Consider the following 26,740-nt stretch of genomic DNA (forward strand, 5'->3'; position numbering starts at 1 on the left):
ATTACTAGTTCTTACTCGAAGTGAAACATATCAGAAAGAGTATTTATTATAGTATGAAACGAGACAATTACTTGTATGTAAGTTCTATGTATTAGCTAAAACTGTAAAAATCCTTTTAGAGTAAAACGAAAGAGTGGGTTTCCCCACTCTTTTTGTGTCACCTATTCAAAGTATTACCTCAAAAATATAACATAAACCCTAAATTTATGCAAGTTGCAAGCTGCTTTTGATAATGTCATTAAAATAGAGACAACTGATTTGAAGCTGGTAGTCCTTCAAGACAGCCATGATCATCCAAATTTTCTAATACTGTCTTTGTAATTTTGCTTCGCTGTTGTAAATCTTCTTTTGATAAAAATTCACCTTGCTCACGAGCCTTCACAATATTAATAGCCGCGTTTGTTCCAACACCAGTCATGGCATTAAATGGTGGTAATAAGGAGTTACCATCAACAATAAAATCAGTAGAACTAGACTTATATAAATCTACCTTTTTAAAGGAGAAGCCACGTTCACACGCTTCTAATGCTAACTCTAATACTGTTAATAAGTTCTTTTCCTTCGGTGAAGCATCTAGACCTTTTAAGTTAATTTCTTCTATCTTAGCTTTAATTGAGGCAGACCCTCTAATCATCGTATCTAAATCGAAGTCATCAGCCCTCACAGTAAAATACGCTGCATAAAAAAGAATTGGGTGATGTACTTTAAAATAGGCGATCCGAACGGCCATTAGTACATAGGCAACAGCATGGGCTTTCGGGAACATGTACTTAATTTTCAAACAGGAACCAATGTACCAATCTGGCACATTATTTTTCTTCATTTCATCAATCCATTCTTCAGGTAGCCCTTTCCCCTTACGAACGTTTTCCATAATTTTAAATGCTAAAGATGGCTCAAGTCCTTTATATATTAAGTACACCATGATGTCATCACGACAACCAATAACTTCTTTTAATACACAAGTTCCATTGTAGATAAGTTCATTTGCATTGTTTAACCAAACGTCCGTCCCGTGGGATAATCCGGAAATCTGGACAAGTTCACTAAATGATGACGGTTTTGTTTCTTCAAGCATCTGTCGAACAAATCTTGTCCCAAACTCAGGAATACCATATGTTCCTGTTTTGCAGAGGATTTGCTCTTCACTTACGCCTAAACTTTCTGTTCCACTAAAAAGCTTATATACTTCAGGATCATCTGTAGGGATGGTTTTAGGATCAATTCCACTTAAATCTTGGAGCATTCGAATTACGGTAGGATCATCATGCCCAAGTATATCAAGCTTTAGTAAATTATCATGTATCGAGTGAAAGTCAAAATGAGTCGTTTTCCATTCAGATGTTTTATCATCAGCTGGAAACTGAATTGGACAAAAGTCATAGATCTCCATGTAATCAGGAACAACAATAATTCCCCCTGGATGTTGTCCAGTTGTTCGTTTTACCCCGGTACATCCAGCAACAAGACGGTCAATTTCTGCTGAACGCATTTGTAAGTTATAATCGCTTTGATATCCTTTTACATAACCATAGGCTGTTTTCTCTGCAACGGTACCGATTGTTCCCGCACGATAAACAAATTCTTCACCAAATAGTTCTTTCGTATAGTTATGGGCCCTAGGTTGATAATCACCAGAAAAGTTTAAGTCAATATCGGGAACTTTATCTCCTTTAAAACCGAGAAACGTTTCAAATGGAATATCATGTCCGTCTTTAACATAGGCTGTCCCACACTCAGGACAATCTTTATCCGGTAAGTCAAATCCTGATCCAACAGAACCATCATCAAAGAAATAGGAATGTTTGCAGTTTGGACATACATAATGCGGAGGTAGCGGATTAACCTCTGTGATCTCGGTCATCGTCGCTACAAATGATGAACCTACGGAACCCCTTGAACCTACTAGGTACCCATCATCTAATGATTTTTTTACAAGTTTATGAGAAATCAAGTAGATTACTGCAAATCCATGGCCAATAATACTTTTAAGTTCTTTTTCTAATCTTGCTTCAACAAGTTCAGGTAAGTTATCCCCGTAGATACTTCGGGCACGATTATAACTCATTTGACGAATCTCATCGTCAGCACCTTCAATTTTAGGTGTATAAAGGTCATCAGGGATCGGTTTGATCTCCTCTATTTGGTTAGCAATTAGTTGTGTGTTTAACACTACAACTTCTTTTGCCTTTTCCTCGCCTAAAAAATCAAAGCATTCAAGCATGTCATCTGTCGAACGGAAATGAACTTCAGGAAGTGTTTGTTTATTTAATGGATTTGCTCCACCTTGACTTGCAATCAGGATTTTTCGGTAGATGGCGTCATTCTTATCAAGGTAATGAACGTTACCAGTAGCGACCACCGGTTTCCCTAACTTCTCTCCAAGAGTTACGATTTTTCCAATAATTTCTTTTAGAGCTAATTCATCTCGAACTAGTTCTTTTTCAATTAAATGATAGTAATTTGAAGGAGGCTGTATTTCAAGGTAGTCATAAAATTTTGCCACTTGTTCAACCTCATCACTAGACTTTTGCATCATCGCTTCAAATACTTCTCCCTTGTCACACCCCGAACCTACAATGATCCCCTCACGATATTTCTGTAATAGAGATCTAGGTATTCTAGGAGTACGATAGAAAAACTCTAAATGTGAAAGCGAAACTAGCTTATATAAATTTTTCAACCCTGCTTGAGTTTGCGCTAACAAAATGCAATGAGAAGGACGGAGACGATGGAAATCGCCTTTACCCATATTGTCATTTAATTGGTCATGATACTCTATTTCTTGCTCGATACAGTCCTTCACTAATTTCCATAGTAAATATCCAGTTGCTTCGGCATCATAGATCGCTCTATGGTGACTTACCAGTTCTATATCAAACTTTTTACAAAGAGTATTTAAACGGTGGTTTTTCATTTCTGGGTATAAAAATCTAGCAAGTTCTAGCGTATCTATGACAGGATTTGCTGCATCTGCTAATCCAATTTTCCGGAAGCCTGCATTAATAAAACCCATGTCAAAGCTAGCATTATGAGCTACAAGGATGTCATCACCGATCCAAGCTCGAAAATCCTTTAAAACATCGTCAATTTCAGGAGCACCAACAAGCATGTCATCAGTGATACCTGTTAATTCAATAATGGTATTTGTTAATTTCTCATGTGGATTTGCAAATGACTCAAACCGATCAATGACTTCCCCATTTTGTATCTTTACAGCAGCAAGTTCGATGATGGTATTGTAAACAGCAGAAAGACCTGTTGTTTCAACGTCAAAAACGATATAAGTTTCCTCAAATAACTTACGATGGTCCGTGTTATAAGCAATCGGCACACCATCGTCCACTAGATTTGCTTCAAGTCCATAGAGAATTTTTATCCCAAGTTTTTTCCCCGCTCCATATGCTTCAGGGAAAGACTGAACGATGCCATGATCAGTAATAGCAATGGCTGGGTGGCCCCATTTGCTAGCTTGTTCAATAATTTTGCTACACGGAGTAATGGCATCCATCTGACTCATTGGCGAATGTAAGTGTAATTCTACACGTTTTTCCCCTTCTGGAGCTAAGTCCTGTTTGAGAACCGGTTTTACTTCATTTATATCTTTGGCAATCATTACGAGATCACGTACAAATGTATCTTGTTGAACACCGCCACGCACCTTTAACCATAAGCCTTTTTTTACAGCTTGAAGTAATGGAACATCCTCTTTATCATTTGAAAAGATTTTTACTAATATGGAATCTGTATAGTCGGTAATCTTAAATGTTAATAATGTACGTCCGCTTCTTAACTCTCTTGTCTCTGCATCAAACACATAACCTTGAATAGCCACTTTCTTTTCCTCATCCTGTATCGTTTCAATTGGTACAATTTCATCTTTAATCTGATAGCCAATTGTTAAAGCCTCGTTGGAGTGAGAAATTGAGTCAGCTCGTTTTTCAACTTTTTGTTTTTCAATCATCGCAGCAATCATTTTCGAATGATCTTCTTGCTCTTTTTGTGCAACAAATTGTTGAAACTCTTGTTTTGATTGTTTTACAGTTGCTTCAACAAGGTAGTTTGGGAAGCCTAGTCTTAGAAAAGCGTCTTTTAAAGGATCCTTTAGCTTCCTACTAAGTGCCGTAGCTTCGGTTTCATTTCTAACTGTAATTATTATTTTTTGACCTTGTATCTCAGGTGTTTGCCCTTTTAGAAAATGTTGAATTGAAGGTGAAAACCCTTCAAGACTATCAACTAAGAATGGCCAATACTCAATTATTGTCTTTTCTTCCATTTTGGCATTTGTATAACTAAGCGTAAAGGTAACAGTCGCAATATGGCCGAAAGTTTGTCCTAAACGTTCTTGAAATAATTGAAAGACCTGATATGGAAGAATATTGTCGACTTGAAACTCAAACTCCCATTTTTTTTCATTTTTAAAGATTGATAGTTTTTGAATAAGTCCATCTTGAAAGAAACGCTCCGATAAATCCGTTGGAAACAATATTTGTTGGAGGAGTAGTTGAAATCGCTCTTGGCGTATTCGTTTTTCTTCGCTCATAATAAACCTCCCATGTATTTTCAAATTTAAAGAATAAAGCTTTATTACTAATACTACCATGTACATGCATTTTATTAGTATAACAAATTTTCACATCACCTTGGGTAGATAAATACTGGATGAAAAAAAACTTTTCATAGAAAATGGTACCTTCAAACGGCAAGGTACCATTGTTGTCATTCTTATAATAAATTTGATAAGATCGTCGTTAACTCTGAAGATAGCTGCTCTAGTTGCACTTCAACAACCTCACCGGTTTTGCGAATTTTTAATTCTACAATCCCTTCATTTGCCTTTTTTCCAACGGTAATTCTTAGAGGTAAACCAATAAGATCTGCATCCGCAAATTTCACCCCTGGTCTTTCCGCACGATCATCAAAAAGAACACTATAACCATCTTTCATTAATTGTTTATATAATTGTTCTGATAGATCTTTTTGTTCCGTATCTTTCATATTTACAGCAATTAAGTGCAAATCAAAAGGCGCTACAGCTCTCGGCCAAACAATCCCTTTTTCATCGTTATGCTGTTCAATTACCGCTGCCACTGTTCGTGTCACACCAATTCCATAGCAACCCATAATCATTGGCTGTGTCTTCCCATTTTCATCCAAGAAAATAGCACCCATTGATTCACTATAACGTGTACCTAATTTAAAGACGTGTCCAACTTCAATACCTTCAGCAAATTTAATAACTCCTTGGCCGTCAGGTGACAAATCACCTTCTTTAATAAAACGAAGGTCAATATATTCTTTAACTTTAAAATCTCTCTCTGGATTTACATTCCTATAGTGATAATCTTTTTCGTTAGCCCCAGAAACAGCATTTACCACATATTGAATAGCTACATCAGCAACTACATCAACCTCTTCACTAATATCTATTGGACCAATAAATCCTGGTTCACATTTCATATATTGAAGGGTTTGTTCACGACTAGCTAACTCAACAATACTTGCTTCATAATAGTGTTTAATCTTTACATCATTAACATCATGATCACCACGTACAAGTGCAAGTACTGGTTTTTCATCGACAATGAAAAGAACTGCCTTTATCAAAGCTTCTTTATTTATTCCTAAAGAATCCTCTAATTCATCAATCGTTTTTAGGTCAGGAGTAGAAAACTTCTCTAAAGAAAGCACTTCTTCTGTACTCTTACTATAGTTAGCTACAACCGGTGCGATCTCAATATTGGCTGCATAATTACTTTCACTTGAATAGGCAATAGTATCTTCACCTATACCTGAAAGTACCATGAATTCATGTGTATCTTTTCCACCCATTGCACCTGAATCAGCAACAACAGCACGAAAATCTAAACCACAACGATTAAATACATTTGTATACGCCTCGTACATTTTGTCGTAACTAACATCTAGTCCTTGTTGAGTTGTATCAAACGAATAGGCATCCTTCATAATAAACTCACGAGATCTTAAAACACCAAAGCGAGGTCTTCTTTCATCTCTGAATTTCGTTTGTATTTGGTAGAGAGTCATAGGAAGTTTTTTGTAGGATTTAACATCATCTCTTACCAACGTAGTAATAACCTCTTCATGAGTTGGCCCTAATGCAAACTCACGATTATGACGGTCGTTAAAACGCATCAATTCAGGTCCATAAGCTTCCCAACGTCCACTTTCATGCCAAAGCTCTGCTGGCTGGATGGCTGGCATTAAAACTTCCTGAGCTCCTGCCATATCCATTTCTTCTCTTACAATATTTTCAACCTTTTTTAACGCACGTAAGCCTAGTGGCAAAAACGAGTAGACCCCAGATGCCGTTTGCCTAATCAGTCCAGCTCGTAGCATCAACTGATGATTCGTAACTTCAGCATCTGCTGGTACATCTCTAAGCGTAGGACTTAAATAATGAGTTTGACGCATAAAAAACACCTCTGTTTTAGATATGATAAGATTATGATTATTTGAATGAAAGAAGAATTGGACTAAGAGATGCTTTAAGCATTACTTACAACACAACATTCTACATTCTAAAAAGAATATTGCTTTTTCGCTTACGAAAAGAGCAAATTATAAAAAGAATTTGTTTATATCATTCCATGTTACAACGAGCATGAGTACCATTAAAAGAGCGAATCCAACAAAATGAACAATTCCCTCTTTTTGAGGATCAATTGGTTTACCTCTTACTGCTTCTAGGCCGATAAACATTAGCCTCCCCCCATCTAGTGCCGGGAGTGGCAAGAGGTTAATGATCCCTAAGTTTATACTTAGAATCGCTGCCCACTGCATTAATACCAGTATCCCCATTGCTGCTGCTTGACCTGTATAGTTATAAATCCCTACTGGTCCTGATAAATGGTCTAAAGTAAATTGGCCTGTTACTAACATACCAAGACTTTGGATAATTAAGACAATATATTCCCATGTTTGCGCAAATCCAAATGAGATTGATCCTAATAACGAAAATTCAGTTGGAGGATAAATCCCTATAAATCCATCTGTTTGTTCGTTCGGTCCTGTTCTGGCCTCTGGAACAACAGGGATTTCTACTACGTCGTTACCTCTTTGTACTTGGAATACAAGCTCTTGATTTGCACTTCTTTGAATAATACTAGTTAGATCACTCCATGTATCTAATTGCTTTCCATCAATAGCCACAACATAATCGCCCTTTTGTAAACCAGCCTCAATAGCAGCACCATCAGGAATTACATCACCTACTATTGGTTTATCAACTGGCATGCCCTGAATGAGTGCATATGATATTAGGATTACAGCTGCTAAGGCAAAATTCATAAAAGGTCCTGCAAAAATGGCTACCGCTCTTTGTGAAAGAGTTTTAGAACCAAATTGTCGGTTATATGGGGCAATTTGGGTTCTTTGCTCATCATATATATAGTCAGCTTTGGCATCTACCTTATACTCTTTTAACTCATCACTTTCATCATAGCCTTGAATTATTAATTGGTGCTCAAGATCAATTCTCTCAACAGTTATGACTTTCGCATCAGGATGCTTTGATTTATTGTTTATGATAATATCCTTTACATTGCCATTTCGATTAAAATTTAAGCCAATCTGAAATCCTGGCTTTATTTCAATCATTTCTGGGTCTTCTCCTGCCATTCTAACAAATCCACCCAAAGGTAATAAACGAATCGTATACGTTGTCTCATCCTTCTTGTAAGAAAATAACTTAGGTCCAAATCCAATCGCAAACTCTCGGCATAATATACCTGCTCGCTTTGCAAAAATTAAGTGACCAAGCTCATGGATGAATACGAGCAGTCCAAAAATGATAATAATAGAAATAAATGTATTCACCGAATCACAACCTTTTTATTTTTTTAAAAACAACTTTTAGAAAAATATGTACTATTTTGAAGCCATTACATTCCTTACGAAATCTCTCGTCTCTTTGTCTATATGTTGGATAACTTCTAAACTTGGTAAGGCAATATTTTCATATTCATTTAATGCTCTTTCAATAGCTTCTTCAATCTCTAAGAAAGATATCTTTCCATTTAAGAATAAAGAGACAGCCTCTTCGTTTGCAGCATTTAAAACCGTAGGTAGTATACCACCTGCACTACCTGCCTCAAAAGCAAAATAAAGACAGCGATAACGCTCTAGTGACGGTTTCGCAAAATGTAGCTTACCAACTTCCCAAAGGTTCAAATGCTTCTTGCCATGAAGCTGTAGTCGATTTGGATAGGTTAGAGCATACTGTATTGGAACTTTCATGTCAGGAGTACCTAACTGAGCAATGACACTTCCATCAATAAATTCAACCATAGAATGAATAATACTTTCCTGATGAAGGAGAACAGCAATCTTTTCATATGGCATATTAAAAAGCCAATGAGCTTCAATAACTTCAAGCCCCTTATTCATCATCGTGGCAGAATCTATTGTGATTTTAGCTCCCATAGACCAATTTGGGTGATTTAAGGCATCAGCAACTGTAACATCTTTTAACTCGGTCCTGTCTAAGTGCCTAAAACTTCCCCCTGAAGCAGTTAAAATTAATTTCTCCACCTCTTGGAGTCTTTCACCTTGTAAGCACTGGTAAATAGCAGAATGTTCACTATCTACAGGAAGTAGATCTACCTTATGTTTTTTAGCTTCTTCTGTTACAATGTGCCCGGCAGTTACTAAAGTTTCCTTGTTTGCGATGGCAATGGTTTTCCCAGCTTTAATTGCCGACAATGTAGGCGCTAGGCCAACGCTTCCTAATACAGCATTTACTAATATATCCGCATCATTATTACTGGCGACCTCCTCTAACCCCTCTTGTCCATATACTAGCTTGACAGTATTAGGTATTTCATTTAGAAGCTTATCATAATCTTCCTTAAATTGTACGGAAACAAGCTTAGGATTATACTCATTAATTTGTTTTAAACCTAGTTCAATATTTTTTCCAATTGAAATAGCTTCAAGGCTAAACTTGTCCGGGTGACTTGCAATTACTTCCAAAGTTTGTGTTCCTATTGAACCTGTCGCTCCTAATAAACTTATCTTCTTCATAAAAAGGCTCCTCATGATATATAATGAACATTTTTGTTATTTATACTAAACTCTCTAAATAAATTGTAATAGAAAAAGTACTGGCATAACAAAAATTAAACTGTCAAAACGATCTAATATTCCTCCATGCCCTGGTAGTAATGTCCCTGAATCTTTCACGCCATAATGACGCTTCAAAGCTGACTCAACTAAATCACCGAGCTGTCCTACAATTGATATAACAATTATCATAATGCTTACAGTTATCAACGAGTCTGCAACAGGTACAAAATAGTTGTAGGAAAGACCAACAATAAGAGCGCAAATCACACCACCCAGGGAACCTTCAATCGTTTTTTTAGGGCTGATTTCTGGCCAAAGTTTCCTTTTTCCAAAAGACCTACCAGTAAAATAAGCGCCTGTATCTGTAGACCAAATCGATAACAGAATAAAGAAGAATATTGCAAGTCCATGTTCTAATGCTCTCGTTTCAATCATAAAGTGGAAACCTAGTCCCACATATAATGAGGATATAATGATAAAGCCAACTTGATCAAATGTTATTGAATTTTTTGTTAGCACAGTTAAAGCTAACAACAGTAGGATAAAGCCCGTAACTAGTTCTGTGCGCACAAGGTAAGTATGTAGACTTTGTGTAATCCATTCATTCGGAATTAGGATTGACCACAAAAGCAAAACACTAACGAAGCCCGTTATAGATAGTATCTTGATGTCTTTCATTTTTAGTAATTCAAACAATCCGATTGTGGCTATCGCCATAATAGCTAAGGTAAATGGCAGATTTCCCATAAGGATTAGTAAAATAAAGATAATTCCAGCAATAATACCTGTAATAATTCTTTGTTTCATCGGCGTGACCCCTTTCTATATACCCCCATAGCGTCTAGTTCGCTGTTGATATACGTTCACAGCTTCTAGAAAATGTTGTTCTGTAAAATCTGGCCATAATACATCCGTAAACCAAAACTCTGTATAAGCCAGCTGCCAGAGCATAAAATTACTTAAACGTATTTCACCACTAGTCCGTATTAATAAGTCTGGGTCTCTTAGTTCAGACGTCATTAAATGCTCTGAAACAAGCGTATTACTGACATCACTAGGGTTAATTTTACCTTCAGCAACTTTTGTTGCAATTGCTTGAATAGCGGTCACAATTTCATCTCTGCTTCCGTAATTCAACGCGAAATTTAAAATTAAACCAGTATTTTCCTTTGTCTTCTCGATTGCATTGTCAACCGCCTTAATGGTGTGTGTAGGTAAGCTGTCCTTGCAACCCATTAAGCGGACCTTGACATTCTCTTCAATCAGCTTAGGCAATTCAACACTTAAATATCTCTCAGGTAGACGCATTAAGAAATCAACCTCATTTTTCGGCCTTTTCCAGTTTTCTGTTGAAAAAGCATACAAGGTTAATACTTCAACGCCAAGAGAATTCGCTTGTCTCACCATTTTATTAATCACATTCATTCCTTCACGATGTCCAGCTATTCTAGGTAAACCACGTTTCTTCGCCCAACGACCGTTTCCATCCATAATTATTGCTACATGTTTTGGAACGTTATCTAATCTTATTGGCTCATCTTTTTTTTCTTGTTCAGCTTTTGACTTCCAGTTTGAGAACTTTTCAAGCATGTTCATGTCCCCCAAATTTTGCTAATTTCTTAAACCCTATGTAAAATTGTATATTTTCGAGATAACTAAATGGTACACCTTAACAATTGTATATGATAAACAGTGACATCACAACGCTAAACTAACATTCTCAAAAAAATAGTATTACCATTGTTGGTTGAATTCCATAAAATTATAAGGGTAAATCGAACTTCTTTTATTGGTGAAGTAATAATGTTATATGTAAGATAGTAAAAAAACCCCCTGAGATTTCTAGAGGGTTCTAATTACTATACTATTTTACCTCGAATTTTATTATACTTCCATAATTTCTTTTTCTTTAGCTGATGCAACTTCATCTACTTTTACAATTTCTTTATCAGTAAGCTTTTGAACTTCATCAGTACTACGACGTAACTCATCTTCCGTTAATTCGCCATCTTTTTGAAGCTTCTTCAATTCATCATTAGCATCACGTCGAATGTTACGGATCGCAACTTTAGCTTCTTCTCCGTACTTCTTAACTAATTTTACTAGGTCACGTCGTCTTTCTTCAGTTAATGGCGGAATAGTAATACGAATAACAGTTCCATCATTTGAAGGACTTAAACCTAAGTCAGACTTCTGTATAGCACGATCAATATCATTAATTGCTGTTTTATCAAACGGCTGAATGACTAATAACCTTGCTTCAGGTACAGTAATTGAAGCTAATTGATTTAAAGGAGTAAGCGCTCCGTAATATTCAACTTGAATTTTATCCAAAATTGCTGGATTTGCTCTCCCGGCACGCAATGTCACAAGTTCACGCTTTAATGCTTCAATAGCCTTATTCATTTTTTCTTCAGATAACTTAATCACTTCTTTGCTCATCTTAATTCCCCCTAACAATTGTTCCAATATTTTCGCCTAATACAGCACGCTTGATATTTCCTTCTTCCATAATAGAAAATACAATAAGTGGGATATCATTGTCCATACATAAAGATGATGCTGTTGAATCCATAACAGCTAATCCTTCTTTTAAAACGTCTAAGTAAGTAAGTGTTTCATATTTCTTTGCATTTGCATCAATAGAAGGGTCCGCAGTATAAACACCATCTACTTTATTTTTAGCCATTAGAATTACTTCTGCTTCAATTTCAGCGGCTCTAAGAGCAGCTGTTGTATCTGTTGAGAAATACGGATTACCAGTACCACCAGCAAAAATAACAACACGGTTTTTCTCTAGATGACGAATCGCTTTTCTTCTTATGTATGGTTCTGCAACTTGTCTCATTTCAATTGATGTTTGTACTCTCGTTGGTACATCAATATTTTCTAAGCTATCCTGAAGTGCAAGAGAGTTCATAACAGTTGCCAGCATCCCCATATAGTCTGCAGTTGCTCTATCCATTCCTTTAGCGCTACCAGCCATTCCACGCCAAATGTTTCCTCCGCCTACAATAATGGCAACCTCTACATCTAGTGCAACAATTTCTTTAATTTGCTGAGCAATTGACTGAATAACTATTGGGTCAATCCCATATCCAACTTCTCCAGCAAGCGCCTCGCCGCTCAGTTTAAGGACGATTCTTTTATACTTAGGCTTTTCCATGTTACCCTCCAGTGATTAATAAATTTACATTGGCTATTTGGAAAAAGGGACACTATGTGCCCCTACTTTTCAAAAGAACTATAATACAATCTTTGTTGTAGCTAATGCCTACTTCTTGTTAACTTGAGACATTACCTCTTCAGCAAAGTTTTCTTCACGTTTTTCCATACCTTCTCCAACCTCATAGCGAGTGAAAGAAACTACAGAAGCACCTTTGTTAGCTACATACTTACCAACTTTTTGGTCGCCATCTTTTACAAACGGTTGATCATTTAAGCAGATATCTTCAAAGTACTTGCTTAAACGACCTTCTACCATTTTAGCAACAATGTTTTCTGGTTTCCCTTCGTTAAGCGCTTGTTGAGTTAATACTTCACGCTCACGGATAACTTCTTCTTCAGAAACTTCATCACGAGAAATATATTTAGGGTTGATCGCAGCAATATGCATTGCAACATCTTTTGCAAGCTCTTCGTCACTTGTACCAGAAAGAACTGTTAATACACCAATTCTACCGCCCATGTGTAGGTAAGCACCAAAAGCGTCAGCATCAGTTTTTTCAACAATTTGAAAACGACGTAGAGATAGTTTTTCTCCGATTTTTGCAATTTGTGTATTAATGTAATCTGCAAGAGTAGCTTCTTCAAAGCTTTGAGTTAATGCTGCATCTACATCAGCAGGGTTATTAGAAAGTATATTCTTAGCAACATTTGCTACTAACGCTTTGAAATTTTCGTTTTTAGAAACGAAGTCTGTTTCAGAGTTTACCTCAACGATAACAGCTTTGTTTCCTTCTACTGCAACATACGTTAATCCTTCTGCTGCAATACGATCTGCCTTATTAGCAGCTTTAGCAATACCTTTCTCACGAAGAAGGTCAATTGCTTTTTCCATATCACCATCTGTTTCTGTTAGTGCTTTCTTACAATCCATCATTCCTGCACCAGTACGCTCACGCAGTTCTTTTACCATACTTGCTGAAATTGCCATTTTGTTTCCTCCTTAGTTATGTACATCATATCACCTAAGCTAAATTAACTCTCACTTACTTAGTATTGACTGATATTAATATTTTTAAAAAGTTATCTTGGCATAAGCCATATAATATCTCTATTTAAGAAAAAGGTGATAAAGGGTAATACCCTTTACCACCCTCTTTAGAGCTCTATTCTATTAAGCAGATGTTTCTTCGCCTTGATTGGCTTCGATAATTGCGTCTGCCATTTTAGCAGTAAGAAGTTTTACCGCACGGATTGCATCGTCATTTCCAGGAATTACGTAATCAATTTCATCCGGATCACAGTTTGTATCAACAATAGCTACGATCGGGATATTTAATTTACGAGCTTCTGCAATCGCAATACGCTCTTTACGTGGGTCGATAATGAATAAAGCATCAGGGATACCCTTCATATCTTTAATTCCACCTAAGAATTTCTCAAGACGATCCATTTCTTTTTTAAGAATAATAACTTCTTTTTTAGGAAGAACTTGGAACGTACCATCTTCTTGCATTTGCTCTAATTGCTTAAGACGAGAAATACGCTTTTGAATTGTTTCGAAGTTTGTTAACGTACCACCTAACCAACGTTGGTTAATGAAGTACATTCCAGAACGCTCTGCTTCTTCTTTTACAGAGTCTTGTGCTTGCTTTTTCGTACCAACAAAAAGTATTTTTCCACCTTGTGCAGCTAAGTCTCTTACGAAGTAGTAAGCTTCCTCAACTTTTTTGACCGTCTTTTGAAGATCAATAATATAAATTCCGTTTCTTTCAGTGAAGATGTAGCGATCCATTTTAGGATTCCAACGACGAGTCTGGTGACCGAAGTGAACTCCTGCTTCTAGTAATTGTTTCATGGAGATTACGCCCATTCTTCACACCTCCTTTAAAATGGTTTTTTTTTATCCTCCGCTCGCATCCTCTTTAAATAAGACTACATTAAGTAGCACCTTTATTTAAATTAACAAGCGTGTGTGATTAACACCGAGATTTAATATACCATATTGGTTTTTTAATAGCAAGTAGTAGACTGCTTTTATTTGTGAAATTTCAATAATAACTCTACTTCGCCATCACCTATTTTCAGTTTTTTTGCAATTTCTTTTGCTGAAAACCCTTGGTTTGCTAAGGACAACACTTGAGCAGTTGTCGATTGCTCTACAATATCCTCAGTTTCACTAATGAGCGGTGGAACAAAAACGTCTTCTTCAATTACTACCTGTTTCGAGGATGTTTTAGGTGTTTCCTCTGTTATAATAGCTGTCTCTTTCTTCGCATCTACAATTTTTGTTCGTGGCTGATCATATTTATTAACCGCGTTTTGTTGAGACTTCTCATAAGCTTTTCGTTTAATTGCAATTTTATTTATAAGCTTTTCATTTTCTTCCTTCATTTCAGTTGTATATGCTACAAGTAAATCTTCAATTTCCCGTTTTAACTTCTCTAGATCATTTGCTTGCTCTTTTGGATTATTCGCATTCATTTTTTGTACCAATAAAACAATGATGAAAAAAGCAAGAAAATGTAATAAGAAGCTAACTATTATAAAATATTCCACATTGCTCTTCCTTTCAGATTGAAAGTATACCTGTACTACTAGTATTGCATTATATTTAAATCATGTACATCATACTCTTTACATACCAAAGGAATTGACCAAGTTTGTTGGACAATTCCCAATTAGCTATTTCGTATAGTATACACGTTAGTTTCATCCTTGTACTAAAAAAATCATGAATCACTATTGGTCAAATTACCCAGAGAAATCGATGAAGTTCCCCTTATATGGGTGCTTAGCAACAGCAGCATTCTGATGTTTTTCGTTGCTTTTGTTCTCTTTGTTTTTCCGTTGGTCATTTTTTTGCCCTTGATTACTCTCATCGTCATTACTTAACCGCTTTTTGTCTGTCTCAGATGTCTCTAGGACCTGCTTACGCTTATGGTCATCATCCTTTTTCTGTTCTAACCCGAGGTGGTCTTGCATTACTTGGCCTCTTTGCTGTAATTGATCTTGGATTTTACCAACGCTTTGGGTACGGGGTATAGCTACTTGTAATTCAATTGCTCTTAAACTCACATTATCCCCTCCAAAAATTAATCAAAATAATAGAAAAACATTGATCTCTTAGATTGGCCCAATGGTAATTTCACTATTCTCTAGATAAACTTTCACTTGTTGATGGTGAGAGATAATCTTTCTCCGGTATTTACCAAAATAAACATCTACGTTAGCAAACACTTGTTTTTCAATCATTATCTCCGAATGACCATTGTCAGAGTAAACCTCTTTGAAATCTTCCAATTTTCCCTTGGCTTCAAGCATTGTTTCAGTTGTTAAGGTTATTGTATTACGTACTCGTAACTTCATTATCTTTTCACTTGGTGATAAAGGAGACAATTTTTCTTTCTCCGATAAATTCGTTAAAAGTAGATGTAGTTTTTTTAAGTCCTCTTCTGCTTTCTTATAATTATGACTGTATAACTTTTCTTTGTTTAACATTTCTTGATGCACACCTAAATATAAAGTAGTTTTCGTATTGTGTGCGTTTCCAACTTCTTTAACAAAAATATTCTTTCCAGCAGAGATATCCCCACCGACAATATTGCCTTTCCCCTTATGGCAATATACATTACCACCAGCTTGGATTTTACTATGTAAAATTGATTGAGTGACATTAACATCACCCTCTACCTCAACAATTCCTTGGTTTATAAAGGAAGTATGAAGATCTCCAGTCGCTCTTATTAAACCTTTTCCTTGTCCTACGATCCCCGCAGATACAAAGATAGCTCCCTCTGAAATTAACGTGGCACTTTCAACAGTCCCATGTATTCTTATATCCCCTTTTGAGCGTATTTCAAAACCAGCAGGAACATTTCCTCTTATATTCACGCTACCGACAAAATCAATATTACCGGTTTTTAAATCTAAGTCCCCATTTACCTCAAACAAGGGATATACATGGATGATCTTTGGTTCCACAGACATTTGCCCATCAATCGTTGCATACAGAGAATTCTCCTCGATACGAGTGTTTTTTCCTGGGCGAAAACGAAAGTCTTTACCTGGCTTTGCAACTATTTCTTCTCCAAAAATATTAGTTCCTGATACTCCACTTGTGGCAGGGATTTTTTCACCGATTAGCTGACCATGGGTGACTGATGGTATACTAATTACTTGTTTTAGATCCACTTTTCTAAGGTCATCCCTATTCTTTACTTCTTTCAGGGTAGGGAATATTGGATTTAATCTAGCATCAGTACCGTTAACAGGGTTAACCCCTTCTGCAATTATGAGTGGGTGATTATTGCTATCAGCCAACATAGCCTTCTCAAGTTGTTCCTCTTTGACACCAAAGACAATGCCGTGTTCCTTTATGAACAGTTTTAGCTCGTCTACTGTAATATTGGTTTCTTCGTCTATACGAACTTTTTGGATTAACGTAGCTTGCATCCTTTGCTTATCAATCTGTATTTCATAATATTCATCTATTGCATTCATTTACATCAATCTCCTCACCCGAACTAGCTAAGGAAAGAACTAGATATTACATCTATCTCTTTCCTTTTGAAAACACTTGTTTCAGTCGAAAAAGGGCTTTAGAGTGAATTTGTGAAATTCTCGAAGTCGACAGACCCATAATTTGACCAATCTCTGTTAACGTTAGTTCTTCAAAGTAAAATAAGCTGATGACAAGTTGCTCTTTATCGTTCAAACTTTCAATAATCTGAACAAGCTCTTCTTGTGTGTTTTTTTTGACCATTTGCTCTTCTGGATTTAGAGTACTCTTATCCATAAGGGTGTTTTTAAATGTTTCATCTCTTTTAGAATCATTTGGTTTTTCATCAATTGAGAGCATGTTGGCTACAAAGCTTTCAGTCATCACTTGTAACACATCTTCTTCAGTGAGATCAAGTGATTCAGCAACTTCTTTAGCTGTTACATAACGCCCATTCGTTTGCTCTAATTTTTCAATTGTTGCTTCGACCTTTTTTGAACGTTCTCTTAGTGATCTAGGTAACCAATCCTCTTGTCTTAGACCGTCAATAATTGATCCTCTAATACGAAAGGAAGCATAGGTATCAAATTTTAGTTCTCGAGTGTAATCAAATTTCTCAAGTGCATCATAAAGCCCCAGGAGAGCATGACTTTTTAAGTCTTCTTTATTTACATTGCGCGGGAGACCAACAGAAATACGTTGAACATGGTAATCTACGAGAGGTAGATATACTCTAATTAGTTCATCACATGCTTCAATATCCCGTTGCTCGATCCATTTCTTCCAAATTAAATCCTCTTTTTCCTTTGTTTGAGGCATTTTCGTCCTCCTTAATCATTTATAAGATCTTTCACGTACTTGCTAGCTTGCTCAATATCATCTTTGGAATACTGTAACTTTCGCGTAGCTTCTTCTTGTTTATTTTCTTCAATTTGTGAAATATCAACCATTTCAGTTTCAACTTCTTTTGTTGCTACCATCAAAAGCCAGCGTAATAAATAAGTAACTAGATAAAAAAACAAAAATGCAAAACAAGCACGAAAGATAGAAGTAACAACTGTATTTGTTGAATAAGATCCTATAAATACTAATAAAAATGCGAAAATACTAATAACAATATTGATTTTCCAAGAACCGAAAAACATTAGATTTCTGAAACTCCTTGGCTCACTGTCCTTATTGACAGTTTACTTGTAAGTGGGTCAAATTCAATCGTTCTGCCACTGGTACCACCAACATCTTCAGCAACAATCCGAATTCTCAACTCTTTTAGCTTTTCTTTAACAGCTTCTACATTACGTGGACCTATTCTCATCATTTCACTAGTTGATGAAAACTTAAACATTTGTGAACCACCTGCTAGCTTTGCTTTAAGTAAGGCTTGATTTACTCCCATCTTTAAAAGCTTTTCTAACAGCACATCTAATGCTGTATCAGCATATTTTGCTTTATTAATTAACTCTGCTTTACCTAACGACGAATTAGGTAGCATTACATGTGCCATACCACAGATGTTCGTCGTTTCATCGTAGATTACAACTCCTACACAAGAACCCAAACCTGACGTACGAATTTTTTGAGGGGATGTTGCCACATTTAAATCAGCCATACCAACTTTAACAACTTCCATCATCAATCGATACTCCTAATGCTCGAAAAATAATCTCGTATGAGTCCGGATCTGGCAGTAAAAAAAAGTGACCTGATGTTTTTTGAGAGTATACATCAACTTTTTCTAGAATTTCAGTTTCAATGACAATTGCATAATCTCCCACTTGTGAAAGCTCTAATAAGCCATAACTTAAAATCGCTATCGCCATATCTACACTTAATGCAGGGACTGATGGTTGTAAATTAAGCTTCGTTAAATCTGAAAATGCTGATAAATAAGAGCCAGCTAAAATATTGCCAACCTCTTGTAAAGCTGATAAGCCCAACTCTTGAAAAGGAGGAGAATTCAAGTCAAATTGCTGGTCTCCTGTTAAGTAACGAATGAGATTTGTCGCCTCGTTAACAGGTAACATAAAAAACATGTTACCTGGGGCTTCTCCTTCAATTCTTAGAAAAATTGCCGCTACTACATTATCTGAACCACCAACTAATTCAGTAATCTCTTCAAAAGAAACAACCCTTACAGCCGGGACCTTCATATCAATCGTTTTATTTAATAATTTTGATAAGGCTGTAGCTGCGTGGCCAGCACCAATATTTCCTACCTCTTTTAATATATCCAAATGGTATGGTTGAATCCGATTAATAAAGTACATTAGGCGTTTGCCTCTAATTCCTTCAAATCTTTTGGATTTAATACTTTATCTAAATTTAGTAAAATCAGAAGACGCTTGTCCATTTTAGCTACGCCGCGCAGGTACTCTGCTTCTAAGCCACCCACTACTTGAGGTGGAGGTTCTACTAATTCAGTAGGTATATCTACCACGTCATTTGCAGCATCAACAATTAAACCTACCTCCATACTTCCTACAGCAACGATGATGATTCTTGTACTTTCCGATGAAACAATCTCCTCAATCCCAAAGCGATTTCGTAAATCAATAATAGGGGTTACAACACCTCGTAAATTAATAACACCTTTCACAAATTCTGTAGTTCTTGGGACGCGAGTAATATGCTGCATACGTTCTATAGAGCGTACTTGTTCAACTTCCACTCCATATTCTTCATCTTTTAGTTGAAAGACAATGACTTTTAAATCATTGCTTTGATTTGCCTCATTCATAAAGAACCTCCTACCATGTGTCATTTTTTAACTTCAGGCTACTTAATTAAGGCATTGCAATCAACAATTAATGCAACTTGTCCATCACCTAAAATAGTTGCTCCTGAAATAGCAAAAACATTTGTTAAATAGTTACCCAATGATTTAAGAACGATTTCTTGTTGTCCGATAAATGAGTCAACAACTAACCCTGCCATCTTTGCTCCTTTACGAACTATAACAATCGAATGGTAAACATCTTCTTCTCGAGTTTTAGGAACCTCAAAGAAGTCAGTTAGGTTAATTAAAGGAACGACGCTTCCTCGGAAGTCAATCACTTTTTGATTATGAGCAGCAAGGATATCTTCATTTTTTACGATTGCAGTTTCAATAATAGATGATAGAGGAATTGCATATTTTTCACTTTGAACTTCTACTAACATAACTGAAATAATCGATAATGTTAATGGTAGTTGAATTGAAAATGTCGTTCCCTCTCCTAAAACAGAATCTACGGTAACATTTCCACCTAAAGATTCAATTTTGCTCTTTACGACATCTAACCCTACACCTCTTCCAGAAACATCAGTAATCTGGTCTGCAGTACTTAGGCCAGATGCAAATAGTAATTCATACACTTGCTTGTCTGTTAGGTTTTTGCTATTTTCAGTGGAAACTACACCGCTTGCTATAGCCTTCTTAAGTACTTTTTCACGGTTAATTCCAGCCCCATTATCTGAAACCTCGATGAATACATGATTTCCACTATGGTATGCCTTTAATGTGATACTTCCCTCTTCTGGTTTCCCATTGCTCAGGCGTTTTTCTGGTGTTTCTATGCCATGGTCAATTGAGTTTCTAAGTAAATGGACTAACGGGTCACCAATTTCATCAATAACTGTACGGTCTAACTCCGTTTCAGCACCAACAATTTCTAAGTTTACTTTTTTCTTTAAGTCTTTTGCTAAACCACGAACCATTCTTGGGAAACGGTTAAAGACTTGATCTACAGGAACCATTCTCATATTTAAGATAATACTTTGAAGATCACCAGAAATCCTTGACATATGTTCTACGGTTTCTGTTAATTCAGAGCTTTTTAGGTCACGAGCAATCTGCTCTAATCTACCACGATCAATAACAAGTTCCTCAAAAAGGTTCATCAAAATGTCAAGTCTTTCAATATTCACACGGATTGTTTTATTTCCTGATGGATTAGATTTTTCATCTGATTTCGTTTGAACAGCTTCAGTCACTTCAGAGACTTCTGTTTCTTCAATTGTTACTTCCTCTACAGTAGTAAGAGACAAGTTGGTTTTATAGGCCTCTGTATCAAATGATGCTACTTGAACATTATCAACCTCTGAAACTTTTAGAATACGATTTCTAACCTCATCGTTAGATACTTTTGTAATAAGCGTCACTGTAAAATCTGAGTCAAAGTTTTCTTCCTCAAGTGAGTCCACAGTAGGAGTAGATTTGATCACTTCACCAATTTGTTCAAGTACCTCAAACACCATAAAGACTCTAGCTGCTTTTAAAATACAATCTTCTCTGAGAGAAATTGTCACTTGAAAGGCATGAAATCCTTGTTCTTGTGCTTGTGTTAATACAGTTACTTCAAAATCATCGTATATTTCTGTGGTACCTGATGAACTTTTTACTACTTCAACCGTTGCGGCTACTTCATCAGAAATTGGATTTCCTTTTAGTTGTTCACCTTTTTCAATTTTTTCTAGCATCGTAACAACTTTCGTGACATTTCGTTTTCCATCTCCACCACTTGCAATTGATAAAACCATTGCTTCTAAGTCATCTACTGACTCAAAAACAACATCCAAAATCTCACTTGTAACAGAAATTTTATGGTTTCTAATACCATCAAGTACGTTCTCCATAATATGTGTTAAGCTTGCTAGATCTTCATACCCCATTGTAGCAGCCATACCCTTTAACGTATGAGCAGAACGGAAAATTTCATTAACAATGGCAACATTTTGGGGATCATTTTCAAGTTTTAACAAGTTATCATTCATCGCTTGCAGATGTTCTTTACTCTCATCAATAAACATATCTAAATATTGATTTTTATCCACAACATAACCTCCCTATTGGCAATACTTTTCTATACTAGCAGCAATGGCATCAAGATGAACAACTTCATCAACTGTATTTGTCTTAATGGCGGAACGAGGCATTCCAAAGACAACTGCTGACTCTTCTGCTTCTGCTATCGCAACTACATCGGTAGTATCTTTCAATTTTAATAATCCTTTTGAACCATCTGAACCCATTCCTGTCATGATCACTGTAACAATCGAATAATTGCTAATGTTAGCCAAGGAGGTTAACATCGTATCAACTGATGGACGATGACCGTTTTCAGGTGGCGATTGATCCAATTGAAGCACTAATGATGTTCCTACGTTTCTTATTTTCAAATGGTATCCACCAGGTGCTATATAGGCAACTCCTCTTTTTACTACCTCACCATCTTCTGCTTCTTTGACAGTTAGTTTTGATAGACTATTGAGACGAGTTGCTAGTGATTTGGTAAATCCTGCTGGCATATGTTGTACAATGAATACTGGTGCATTTAGGTCTTCAGGAAGTTTAGATAAAACTTGCTGTAATGCCTTTGGTCCACCTGTAGAAGTACCGATGGCAACGATCTTTTTATAGAGTAATTTTTTTTGAGCTTTTATTTCTAACGGTCTAGGCTTTTTCACTATTTCTAGCTCTCTCTTATTATGAGGTACTAGTTTTGTAAGCTTAATAGATGCTGCAAGAAGAACTTTTTCAATAAGCTCATCTTGTACTTTATGCAAATCTAGTGAAATTGCTCCAGAAGGTTTTGTAATAAAGTCTACAGCGCCATAGGACATAGCTAATACAGTATTCTCTGCTCCTTCTTTCGTTGTACTACTAACCATTATGACAGGTTTAGGAGAATGTTGCATAATTTCTTTTAAGGCTTCTATACCATTCATGATAGGCATTTCAACATCTAAAGTAACGACATCAGGCTCTAGCTGTTGAATTTTTTCAAGGGCATCCTGACCATTTCTTGCTGTTCCGATGACTTGAATTCGTTGATCCGCTTGTAAAAGATCTGTTATGATCTTTCTCATAAATGCAGAGTCATCTACTACGAGTACTCGAACCAAGTTTTCACTCCCCCTTTAAGATAAGTATTTTTTAATTTTACTTATAAATGCTGAAAAAGGCGGGGTTGATACTTCTTCTCTTGTTACTCCTGTAAATTTAGTTACAATCTCTCGTATTGCCTGACTTGGCTTACTAGAGGGAGCTTGGAGAATAAAGGGTTTTTGTGCCTTTACTGCTTTTAAGACGCTTGGATCATTTGGAATAATTCCTAATAATGAGATATCTTTTTGCAAAAATTGACTTGTTACCAATTTTAAATTTTCAAAAGTTTTCTTACCTTCAGAAGGAGTTTCACTTCGATTGACTAACACTTGAATCGGGATTTCCTGATCTTTTAATTGGATATACTTTACCATAGCATACGCATCTGTGACCGACGTAGGTTCAGGTGTAGTTACAACAATGATTTCATTTGCTGAAAGAATAAAATGTAGGCTATCCTTAGAAACACCAGCCCCCATATCAAAAATAATATAGTCGTATTTTCCACTAATTAATTCTAGTTGTTGTAGGAACCTTGATATTTTACGCGGGTTAAGTTGAAACATCGAAGAAAACCCGGTACCACCAGCAATAAAGGAAAGCTTTTCAGGGCCTTCTTCAATAATGTCCCAGATTGATAAGTCTTTTTCAATCATGTCAACAATTGTAAATTTCGAGGAGACTCCCATTAAAATATCTACATTGGCCATACCGATATCTAAATCAAACAAAACAACTTTTTTCCCTGCCTTCGTAAGTTCTATGGCAAAGTTCAGTGAAAAATTAGATTTTCCAACGCCACCTTTACCACTTACTACCGCTAGAACTTTTGTGTTTTTAGGTGTTTCACTGGCCATTTGGAGCATCTGGCGTAAATTTTTTGCTTGATCATTCATGATTTTCAACCTCGATTAGACTATTTACTATTTCTTCAATAGAGCCTTCTACTATATCGTCAGGTACACTTTGTCCATTTGTAATGTAGGATACTCCTACCCCATATTCATAGACTAGGTTAATCATTGCGCCTCGTGAAAATGTTTCATCTTTTTTCGTAAAGATTACTTTATTTATGTTAATCTTCGAAAATTGCTCATATATTGTAGCCATATCACGGTATTTAGATGCTAACGATAATACTAAATAAGTCTCCATCTCTTCATCGAAATCAATGACCTTCTTAAGTTCATCAATATACAATTGATTTAAAAAGTTTCTTCCTGCAGAATCAACTAATACTAAATCGTAATTAGCTAGTTTTTCTTTTGCTTTTTTAAAATCTTCAACAGAATAGGCGACTTCTACTGGTACATTTAAAATTTTTGCGTAAGTCTTTAGCTGTTCAATAGCCGCAATTCGGAACGTATCAGTTGTAATAAAAGCTACTTTTTTATGATGCTTTAACATACAATGGGCAGCAATTTTTGCAATCGTCGTTGTTTTCCCCACTCCGGTTGGACCAACCAAATTGAGAAACTTCTTATTAAAGGTAAATCCACCCATCTCGGACGATGCGATGGTTGTAGAAAGGACTTCCTTTGCCCACTCTAATGCTTCAGTCTTAGTAATATTATCCTTATCTTGAATATACCACTTCTTCAACAATTTTTTCATTACTTCAATTCGAATGTTCGGTGACATATCTTGATCAATAAATAGTTGATTGACCTTTTTTAAGACGCCGGGATAATCATCAAATTGTGTAGCAATAGAACTTGATATTCCATTAACAATGCTTTTTAGTTCTTTCACTTCTTTTTCAAGTTTGTCATCGTTAGTAACGGTAACCTTTGTTTCTTTTGGAGCCGATTGTTGGGATACTGCAGCGGTTTTCGGACTTATCTTTGGTTGTGGTTTCTGCTTAGGTGCTGATCTTCTAACTGTTGGAGCAGTATCTACTGCTGCGATTACTTCAATATTTTTTTTGGTAAAGAATCCTAAAAATCCACCCGTTTCTATTTCTTTCGAATTTAAGATAACAGCCTCGCTACCTAGTTCCACACGGATTTGCTTCATCGCTTCTGACATTGACTTGGCTATAAATTTTTTTACCTTCACTAAACATTCACCACCCCTACGCTTTGAACCTCAATCGTAGGCTCAAGCTCGTTATAAGATAGAACAGGAACATGAGGAATATACCGTTCTAAAAGATGTCTAATATACATACGTACAGCTGGTGAACAAAGTAAAATCGGCATTTGACCCATTTCACTCATACGTTCTACTTCATACAGGACCGCATCGACAATTCCCTGAGAGTCGTTTGGATCTAAAGCTAGGAAGTTCCCATGTTCAGTTTGTTGAACACCATCTGCTACAATTTTTTCGACCGTACCACTCATTGTTACGACGTAGAGTGGTTCATTTGTATTTGCATATTGCTTGGTTATTTGTCTAGAAAGACCTTGTCTAACATACTCAGTTATAAGATCAGTATCTTTAGTCATTTGGCCATAGTCAGCTAACGTTTCGAAAATAGTAGGTAAGTTTCTGATTGAAACCTTTTCCTTCAATAAATTCGCCAGTACTTTTTGTACTTCTCCTAGTGTCAATGGATTTGGTGTTACGTCATCCACTAAAGTTGGATAAGCTTCTTTTAAGTGGTCAACCAGTTGTTTTGCTTCTTGTCTGCCTAAAAGCTCATGAGCATGACGTTTAATTACTTCTGTAAGATGTGTTGAGACTACAGAAGGTGGATCAACAACTGTATAACCAGAGAGTTCCGCTTGCTCCTTCATTTCCTCACTAATCCAAAGCGCTGGCATTCCGAAAGCAGGTTCAATTGTTTCAATTCCAATAATGCTTTCATCGTCAACACCGGGGCTCATTGCCATAAAATGATCGAGTAGTAACTCTCCTCGAGTTACCTCATTCCCTTTAATTTTTATTGAATATTCATTAGGTTGCAACTGAATGTTATCACGTATTCTTATGACAGGAACAATTAACCCTAGTTCGATGGCGAGTTGCCTTCTTATCATTACGACACGATCTAATAAATCTCCGCCTTGGTTGGCATCTGCTAACGGAATAAGTCCGTACCCGAATTCAAATTCAATTGGATCAACTTGGAGAAGATTTACAACGCTTTCTGGTGATTTCATATCATCTGGATTTTCTTCTACACTTGCAGCTTCTTCTACCTCAGCTAATTTCTTATCTTCTTCCTTAAGAAGTAGGAAACCACCAACAATTAACAGAAGTGCAATCGGAGTTGTTAAACCTAGATTAATTGGAGTTACAAGTCCAAGTAATAAAATTGTACCTCCCGCAATATAGAGCATTCTTGGGTAAGCTAATAGCTGTTTGGTAATATCGTCCCCTAAATTCCCTTCTGATGCGGCACGTGTAACGACAATACCAGTAGCCGTAGAAATTAACAAAGCTGGAATCTGACTGACTAGTCCATCTCCTACTGTTAAAAGTGTATACTTTGATGCTGCGGAGGCGATATCCAAACCCTGCTGCATCATCCCTATAATGAGACCAAAGATAATATTTATTATAACGATAACAATACCTGCAATAGCATCCCCTTTAACGAATTTACTAGCACCATCCATCGCTCCATAGAAATCAGCTTCACGTTCAATTTTTATGCGGCGTTCTTTTGCTTCAATATCTGAGATCATCCCTGCATTCAAATCGGCATCAATACTCATTTGCTTCCCGGGCATAGCGTCTAATGTAAATCTTGCCCCTACCTCAGAAACACGTTCTGCACCTTTTGTTATAACAACAAACTGAATGATAATTAAAATTAAGAAAACAACGAAACCAACGAGGGCATTTCCTCCAACTACGAATGACCCGAACGTATCAATTACATTACCAGCTTCACCTTTCCCTAATATTGACCTCGTAGTAGAAACATTAAGACCTAATCGGAATAACGTTACTAATAATAGTAAGGTAGGAAAGATAGAAAATTGTAACGGTTCTTTTGTATTCATTGCTACTAGTATGATAAGGAGAGCAAGAGATATATTAACAATAATTAAAACATCCAGCATGACCGATGGTAATGGGATGATAAGCATGATTACTATTAATATAACTCCTAATAGTACACTTAAATCTCTTACTGACATGTGTTTCTCTCCTTCATAGTAATAATT

The 26,740-nt window shown here is 36.3% G+C and carries 23 protein-coding genes; all 23 read right to left on the reverse strand.

The genetic code is table 11. The features are described 5' to 3' along the window. Nucleotides 1–238: 238 nt before the first annotated feature. Entirely contained in the window at nucleotides 239–4,543 is a 4,305-nt protein-coding gene (locus DS745_RS16510; RefSeq protein WP_129079335.1) for a PolC-type DNA polymerase III, read from the reverse strand. A 182-nt stretch (nucleotides 4,544–4,725) separates the two neighbouring features. Further along, the gene (locus DS745_RS16515; RefSeq protein WP_129079336.1) at nucleotides 4,726–6,435 is read right to left on the reverse strand and encodes a proline--tRNA ligase; all 1,710 of its coding nucleotides are present in this window, start codon (nucleotides 6,433–6,435) and stop codon (nucleotides 4,726–4,728) included. Nucleotides 6,436–6,582: 147 nt separating this feature from the next. Continuing rightward, nucleotides 6,583–7,839, reverse strand: coding sequence for an RIP metalloprotease RseP (gene rseP / locus DS745_RS16520; protein ID WP_129079337.1), 1,257 nt, complete (start codon nucleotides 7,837–7,839; stop codon nucleotides 6,583–6,585). Between the two features lie 51 nt (nucleotides 7,840–7,890). Continuing rightward, complete coding sequence (locus DS745_RS16525; protein ID WP_129079338.1) at nucleotides 7,891–9,045, reverse strand: 1-deoxy-D-xylulose-5-phosphate reductoisomerase; 1,155 nt, start codon at nucleotides 9,043–9,045, stop codon at nucleotides 7,891–7,893. 54 nt (nucleotides 9,046–9,099) lie between these two features. Beyond that, the gene (locus tag DS745_RS16530; protein WP_129079339.1) at nucleotides 9,100–9,894 is read right to left on the reverse strand and encodes a phosphatidate cytidylyltransferase; all 795 of its coding nucleotides are present in this window, start codon (nucleotides 9,892–9,894) and stop codon (nucleotides 9,100–9,102) included. Between the two features lie 15 nt (nucleotides 9,895–9,909). Then, nucleotides 9,910–10,677, reverse strand: coding sequence for an isoprenyl transferase (locus tag DS745_RS16535; RefSeq protein WP_129079340.1), 768 nt, complete (start codon nucleotides 10,675–10,677; stop codon nucleotides 9,910–9,912). A 294-nt stretch (nucleotides 10,678–10,971) separates the two neighbouring features. Next, nucleotides 10,972–11,529 (reverse strand): ribosome recycling factor, encoded by a 558-nt coding sequence (gene frr / locus DS745_RS16540; protein ID WP_129079341.1) that lies wholly within the window; start codon nucleotides 11,527–11,529, stop codon nucleotides 10,972–10,974. 1 nt (nucleotide 11,530) lies between these two features. Next, nucleotides 11,531–12,253 (reverse strand): UMP kinase, encoded by a 723-nt coding sequence (gene pyrH / locus DS745_RS16545; protein WP_129079342.1) that lies wholly within the window; start codon nucleotides 12,251–12,253, stop codon nucleotides 11,531–11,533. A 108-nt stretch (nucleotides 12,254–12,361) separates the two neighbouring features. Next, nucleotides 12,362–13,243 carry a translation elongation factor Ts gene (gene tsf, locus DS745_RS16550; RefSeq protein WP_129079343.1) on the reverse strand — a complete coding sequence of 294 codons (882 nt, stop codon included), beginning with the start codon at nucleotides 13,241–13,243 and terminating at the stop codon, nucleotides 12,362–12,364. Nucleotides 13,244–13,426: 183 nt separating this feature from the next. Beyond that, complete coding sequence (gene rpsB / locus DS745_RS16555) at nucleotides 13,427–14,125, reverse strand: 30S ribosomal protein S2 (RefSeq protein ID WP_129079344.1); 699 nt, start codon at nucleotides 14,123–14,125, stop codon at nucleotides 13,427–13,429. 164 nt (nucleotides 14,126–14,289) lie between these two features. Next, nucleotides 14,290–14,811: a DUF6115 domain-containing protein gene (locus DS745_RS16560; protein ID WP_129079345.1), complete on the reverse strand. Its 522-nt coding sequence runs from the start codon at nucleotides 14,809–14,811 to the stop codon at nucleotides 14,290–14,292. Between the two features lie 195 nt (nucleotides 14,812–15,006). Then, complete coding sequence (locus tag DS745_RS16565) at nucleotides 15,007–15,330, reverse strand: hypothetical protein (protein WP_129079346.1); 324 nt, start codon at nucleotides 15,328–15,330, stop codon at nucleotides 15,007–15,009. 48 nt (nucleotides 15,331–15,378) lie between these two features. Continuing rightward, nucleotides 15,379–16,755 (reverse strand): DUF342 domain-containing protein, encoded by a 1,377-nt coding sequence (locus DS745_RS16570; RefSeq protein WP_129079347.1) that lies wholly within the window; start codon nucleotides 16,753–16,755, stop codon nucleotides 15,379–15,381. A gap of 52 nt (nucleotides 16,756–16,807) precedes the next feature. Next, nucleotides 16,808–17,572, reverse strand: coding sequence for a FliA/WhiG family RNA polymerase sigma factor (locus DS745_RS16575; RefSeq protein WP_129079348.1), 765 nt, complete (start codon nucleotides 17,570–17,572; stop codon nucleotides 16,808–16,810). A gap of 11 nt (nucleotides 17,573–17,583) precedes the next feature. Continuing rightward, nucleotides 17,584–17,898, reverse strand: coding sequence for a hypothetical protein (locus DS745_RS16580; RefSeq protein ID WP_129079349.1), 315 nt, complete (start codon nucleotides 17,896–17,898; stop codon nucleotides 17,584–17,586). After that, nucleotides 17,898–18,386 carry a chemotaxis protein CheD gene (locus tag DS745_RS16585; RefSeq protein ID WP_129079350.1) on the reverse strand — a complete coding sequence of 163 codons (489 nt, stop codon included), beginning with the start codon at nucleotides 18,384–18,386 and terminating at the stop codon, nucleotides 17,898–17,900. The genes DS745_RS16580 and DS745_RS16585 overlap by 1 nt, the downstream gene beginning before the upstream one ends. Beyond that, nucleotides 18,370–19,020 (reverse strand): chemotaxis protein CheC, encoded by a 651-nt coding sequence (locus tag DS745_RS16590; protein ID WP_129079351.1) that lies wholly within the window; start codon nucleotides 19,018–19,020, stop codon nucleotides 18,370–18,372. The genes DS745_RS16585 and DS745_RS16590 overlap by 17 nt, the downstream gene beginning before the upstream one ends. Then, nucleotides 19,020–19,490 (reverse strand): chemotaxis protein CheW, encoded by a 471-nt coding sequence (locus tag DS745_RS16595; protein WP_129079352.1) that lies wholly within the window; start codon nucleotides 19,488–19,490, stop codon nucleotides 19,020–19,022. The genes DS745_RS16590 and DS745_RS16595 overlap by 1 nt, the downstream gene beginning before the upstream one ends. A gap of 38 nt (nucleotides 19,491–19,528) precedes the next feature. Continuing rightward, a complete protein-coding gene (locus DS745_RS16600; RefSeq protein WP_129079353.1) occupies nucleotides 19,529–21,565 on the reverse strand; it encodes a chemotaxis protein CheA in 2,037 nt (678 codons plus the stop codon). Between the two features lie 12 nt (nucleotides 21,566–21,577). Further along, on the reverse strand, nucleotides 21,578–22,636 hold the full coding sequence (locus tag DS745_RS16605) for a protein-glutamate methylesterase/protein-glutamine glutaminase (RefSeq protein WP_206662937.1): 1,059 nt from the start codon (nucleotides 22,634–22,636) through the stop codon (nucleotides 21,578–21,580). A 15-nt stretch (nucleotides 22,637–22,651) separates the two neighbouring features. After that, entirely contained in the window at nucleotides 22,652–23,515 is an 864-nt protein-coding gene (locus DS745_RS16610; RefSeq protein WP_129079354.1) for a MinD/ParA family protein, read from the reverse strand. Beyond that, complete coding sequence (gene flhF / locus DS745_RS16615; RefSeq protein WP_129079355.1) at nucleotides 23,508–24,677, reverse strand: flagellar biosynthesis GTPase FlhF; 1,170 nt, start codon at nucleotides 24,675–24,677, stop codon at nucleotides 23,508–23,510. The genes DS745_RS16610 and flhF overlap by 8 nt, the downstream gene beginning before the upstream one ends. Next, nucleotides 24,677–26,713 carry a flagellar biosynthesis protein FlhA gene (gene flhA / locus DS745_RS16620; RefSeq protein WP_129079356.1) on the reverse strand — a complete coding sequence of 679 codons (2,037 nt, stop codon included), beginning with the start codon at nucleotides 26,711–26,713 and terminating at the stop codon, nucleotides 24,677–24,679. Before flhA ends, flhF begins: the two co-directional genes overlap by 1 nt. Nucleotides 26,714–26,740: the final 27 nt, after the last annotated feature.

The sequence above is a fragment of the Anaerobacillus alkaliphilus genome, from assembly GCF_004116265.1.
GTDB lineage: Bacteria > Bacillota > Bacilli > Bacillales > Anaerobacillaceae > Anaerobacillus > Anaerobacillus alkaliphilus.

What these genes read in the sequence shown, in the direction of transcription:
- pyrH (WP_129079342.1), bottom strand. Translation starts at nt 12,253, where the DNA reads ATGGAAAAGCCTAAGTATAAAAGAATCGTCCTTAAACTGAGCGGCGAG.
- DS745_RS16515 (WP_129079336.1), bottom strand. Translation starts at nt 6,435, where the DNA reads ATGCGTCAAACTCATTATTTAAGTCCTACGCTTAGAGATGTACCAGCA.
- frr (WP_129079341.1), bottom strand. Translation starts at nt 11,529, where the DNA reads ATGAGCAAAGAAGTGATTAAGTTATCTGAAGAAAAAATGAATAAGGCT.
- DS745_RS16585 (WP_129079350.1), bottom strand. Translation starts at nt 18,386, where the DNA reads ATGATGGAAGTTGTTAAAGTTGGTATGGCTGATTTAAATGTGGCAACA.
- DS745_RS16535 (WP_129079340.1), bottom strand. Translation starts at nt 10,677, where the DNA reads ATGCTTGAAAAGTTCTCAAACTGGAAGTCAAAAGCTGAACAAGAAAAA.
- DS745_RS16610 (WP_129079354.1), bottom strand. Translation starts at nt 23,515, where the DNA reads ATGAATGATCAAGCAAAAAATTTACGCCAGATGCTCCAAATGGCCAGT.
- tsf (WP_129079343.1), bottom strand. Translation starts at nt 13,243, where the DNA reads ATGGCAATTTCAGCAAGTATGGTAAAAGAACTGCGTGAGCGTACTGGT.
- DS745_RS16510 (WP_129079335.1), bottom strand. Translation starts at nt 4,543, where the DNA reads ATGAGCGAAGAAAAACGAATACGCCAAGAGCGATTTCAACTACTCCTC.
- rpsB (WP_129079344.1), bottom strand. Translation starts at nt 14,125, where the DNA reads ATGGGCGTAATCTCCATGAAACAATTACTAGAAGCAGGAGTTCACTTC.
- DS745_RS16590 (WP_129079351.1), bottom strand. Translation starts at nt 19,020, where the DNA reads ATGTACTTTATTAATCGGATTCAACCATACCATTTGGATATATTAAAA.
- DS745_RS16580 (WP_129079349.1), bottom strand. Translation starts at nt 17,898, where the DNA reads ATGTTTTTCGGTTCTTGGAAAATCAATATTGTTATTAGTATTTTCGCA.
- DS745_RS16575 (WP_129079348.1), bottom strand. Translation starts at nt 17,572, where the DNA reads ATGCCTCAAACAAAGGAAAAAGAGGATTTAATTTGGAAGAAATGGATC.
- DS745_RS16530 (WP_129079339.1), bottom strand. Translation starts at nt 9,894, where the DNA reads ATGAAACAAAGAATTATTACAGGTATTATTGCTGGAATTATCTTTATT.
- DS745_RS16595 (WP_129079352.1), bottom strand. Translation starts at nt 19,490, where the DNA reads ATGAATGAGGCAAATCAAAGCAATGATTTAAAAGTCATTGTCTTTCAA.
- DS745_RS16525 (WP_129079338.1), bottom strand. Translation starts at nt 9,045, where the DNA reads ATGAAGAAGATAAGTTTATTAGGAGCGACAGGTTCAATAGGAACACAA.
- DS745_RS16570 (WP_129079347.1), bottom strand. Translation starts at nt 16,755, where the DNA reads ATGAATGCAATAGATGAATATTATGAAATACAGATTGATAAGCAAAGG.
- flhA (WP_129079356.1), bottom strand. Translation starts at nt 26,713, where the DNA reads ATGTCAGTAAGAGATTTAAGTGTACTATTAGGAGTTATATTAATAGTA.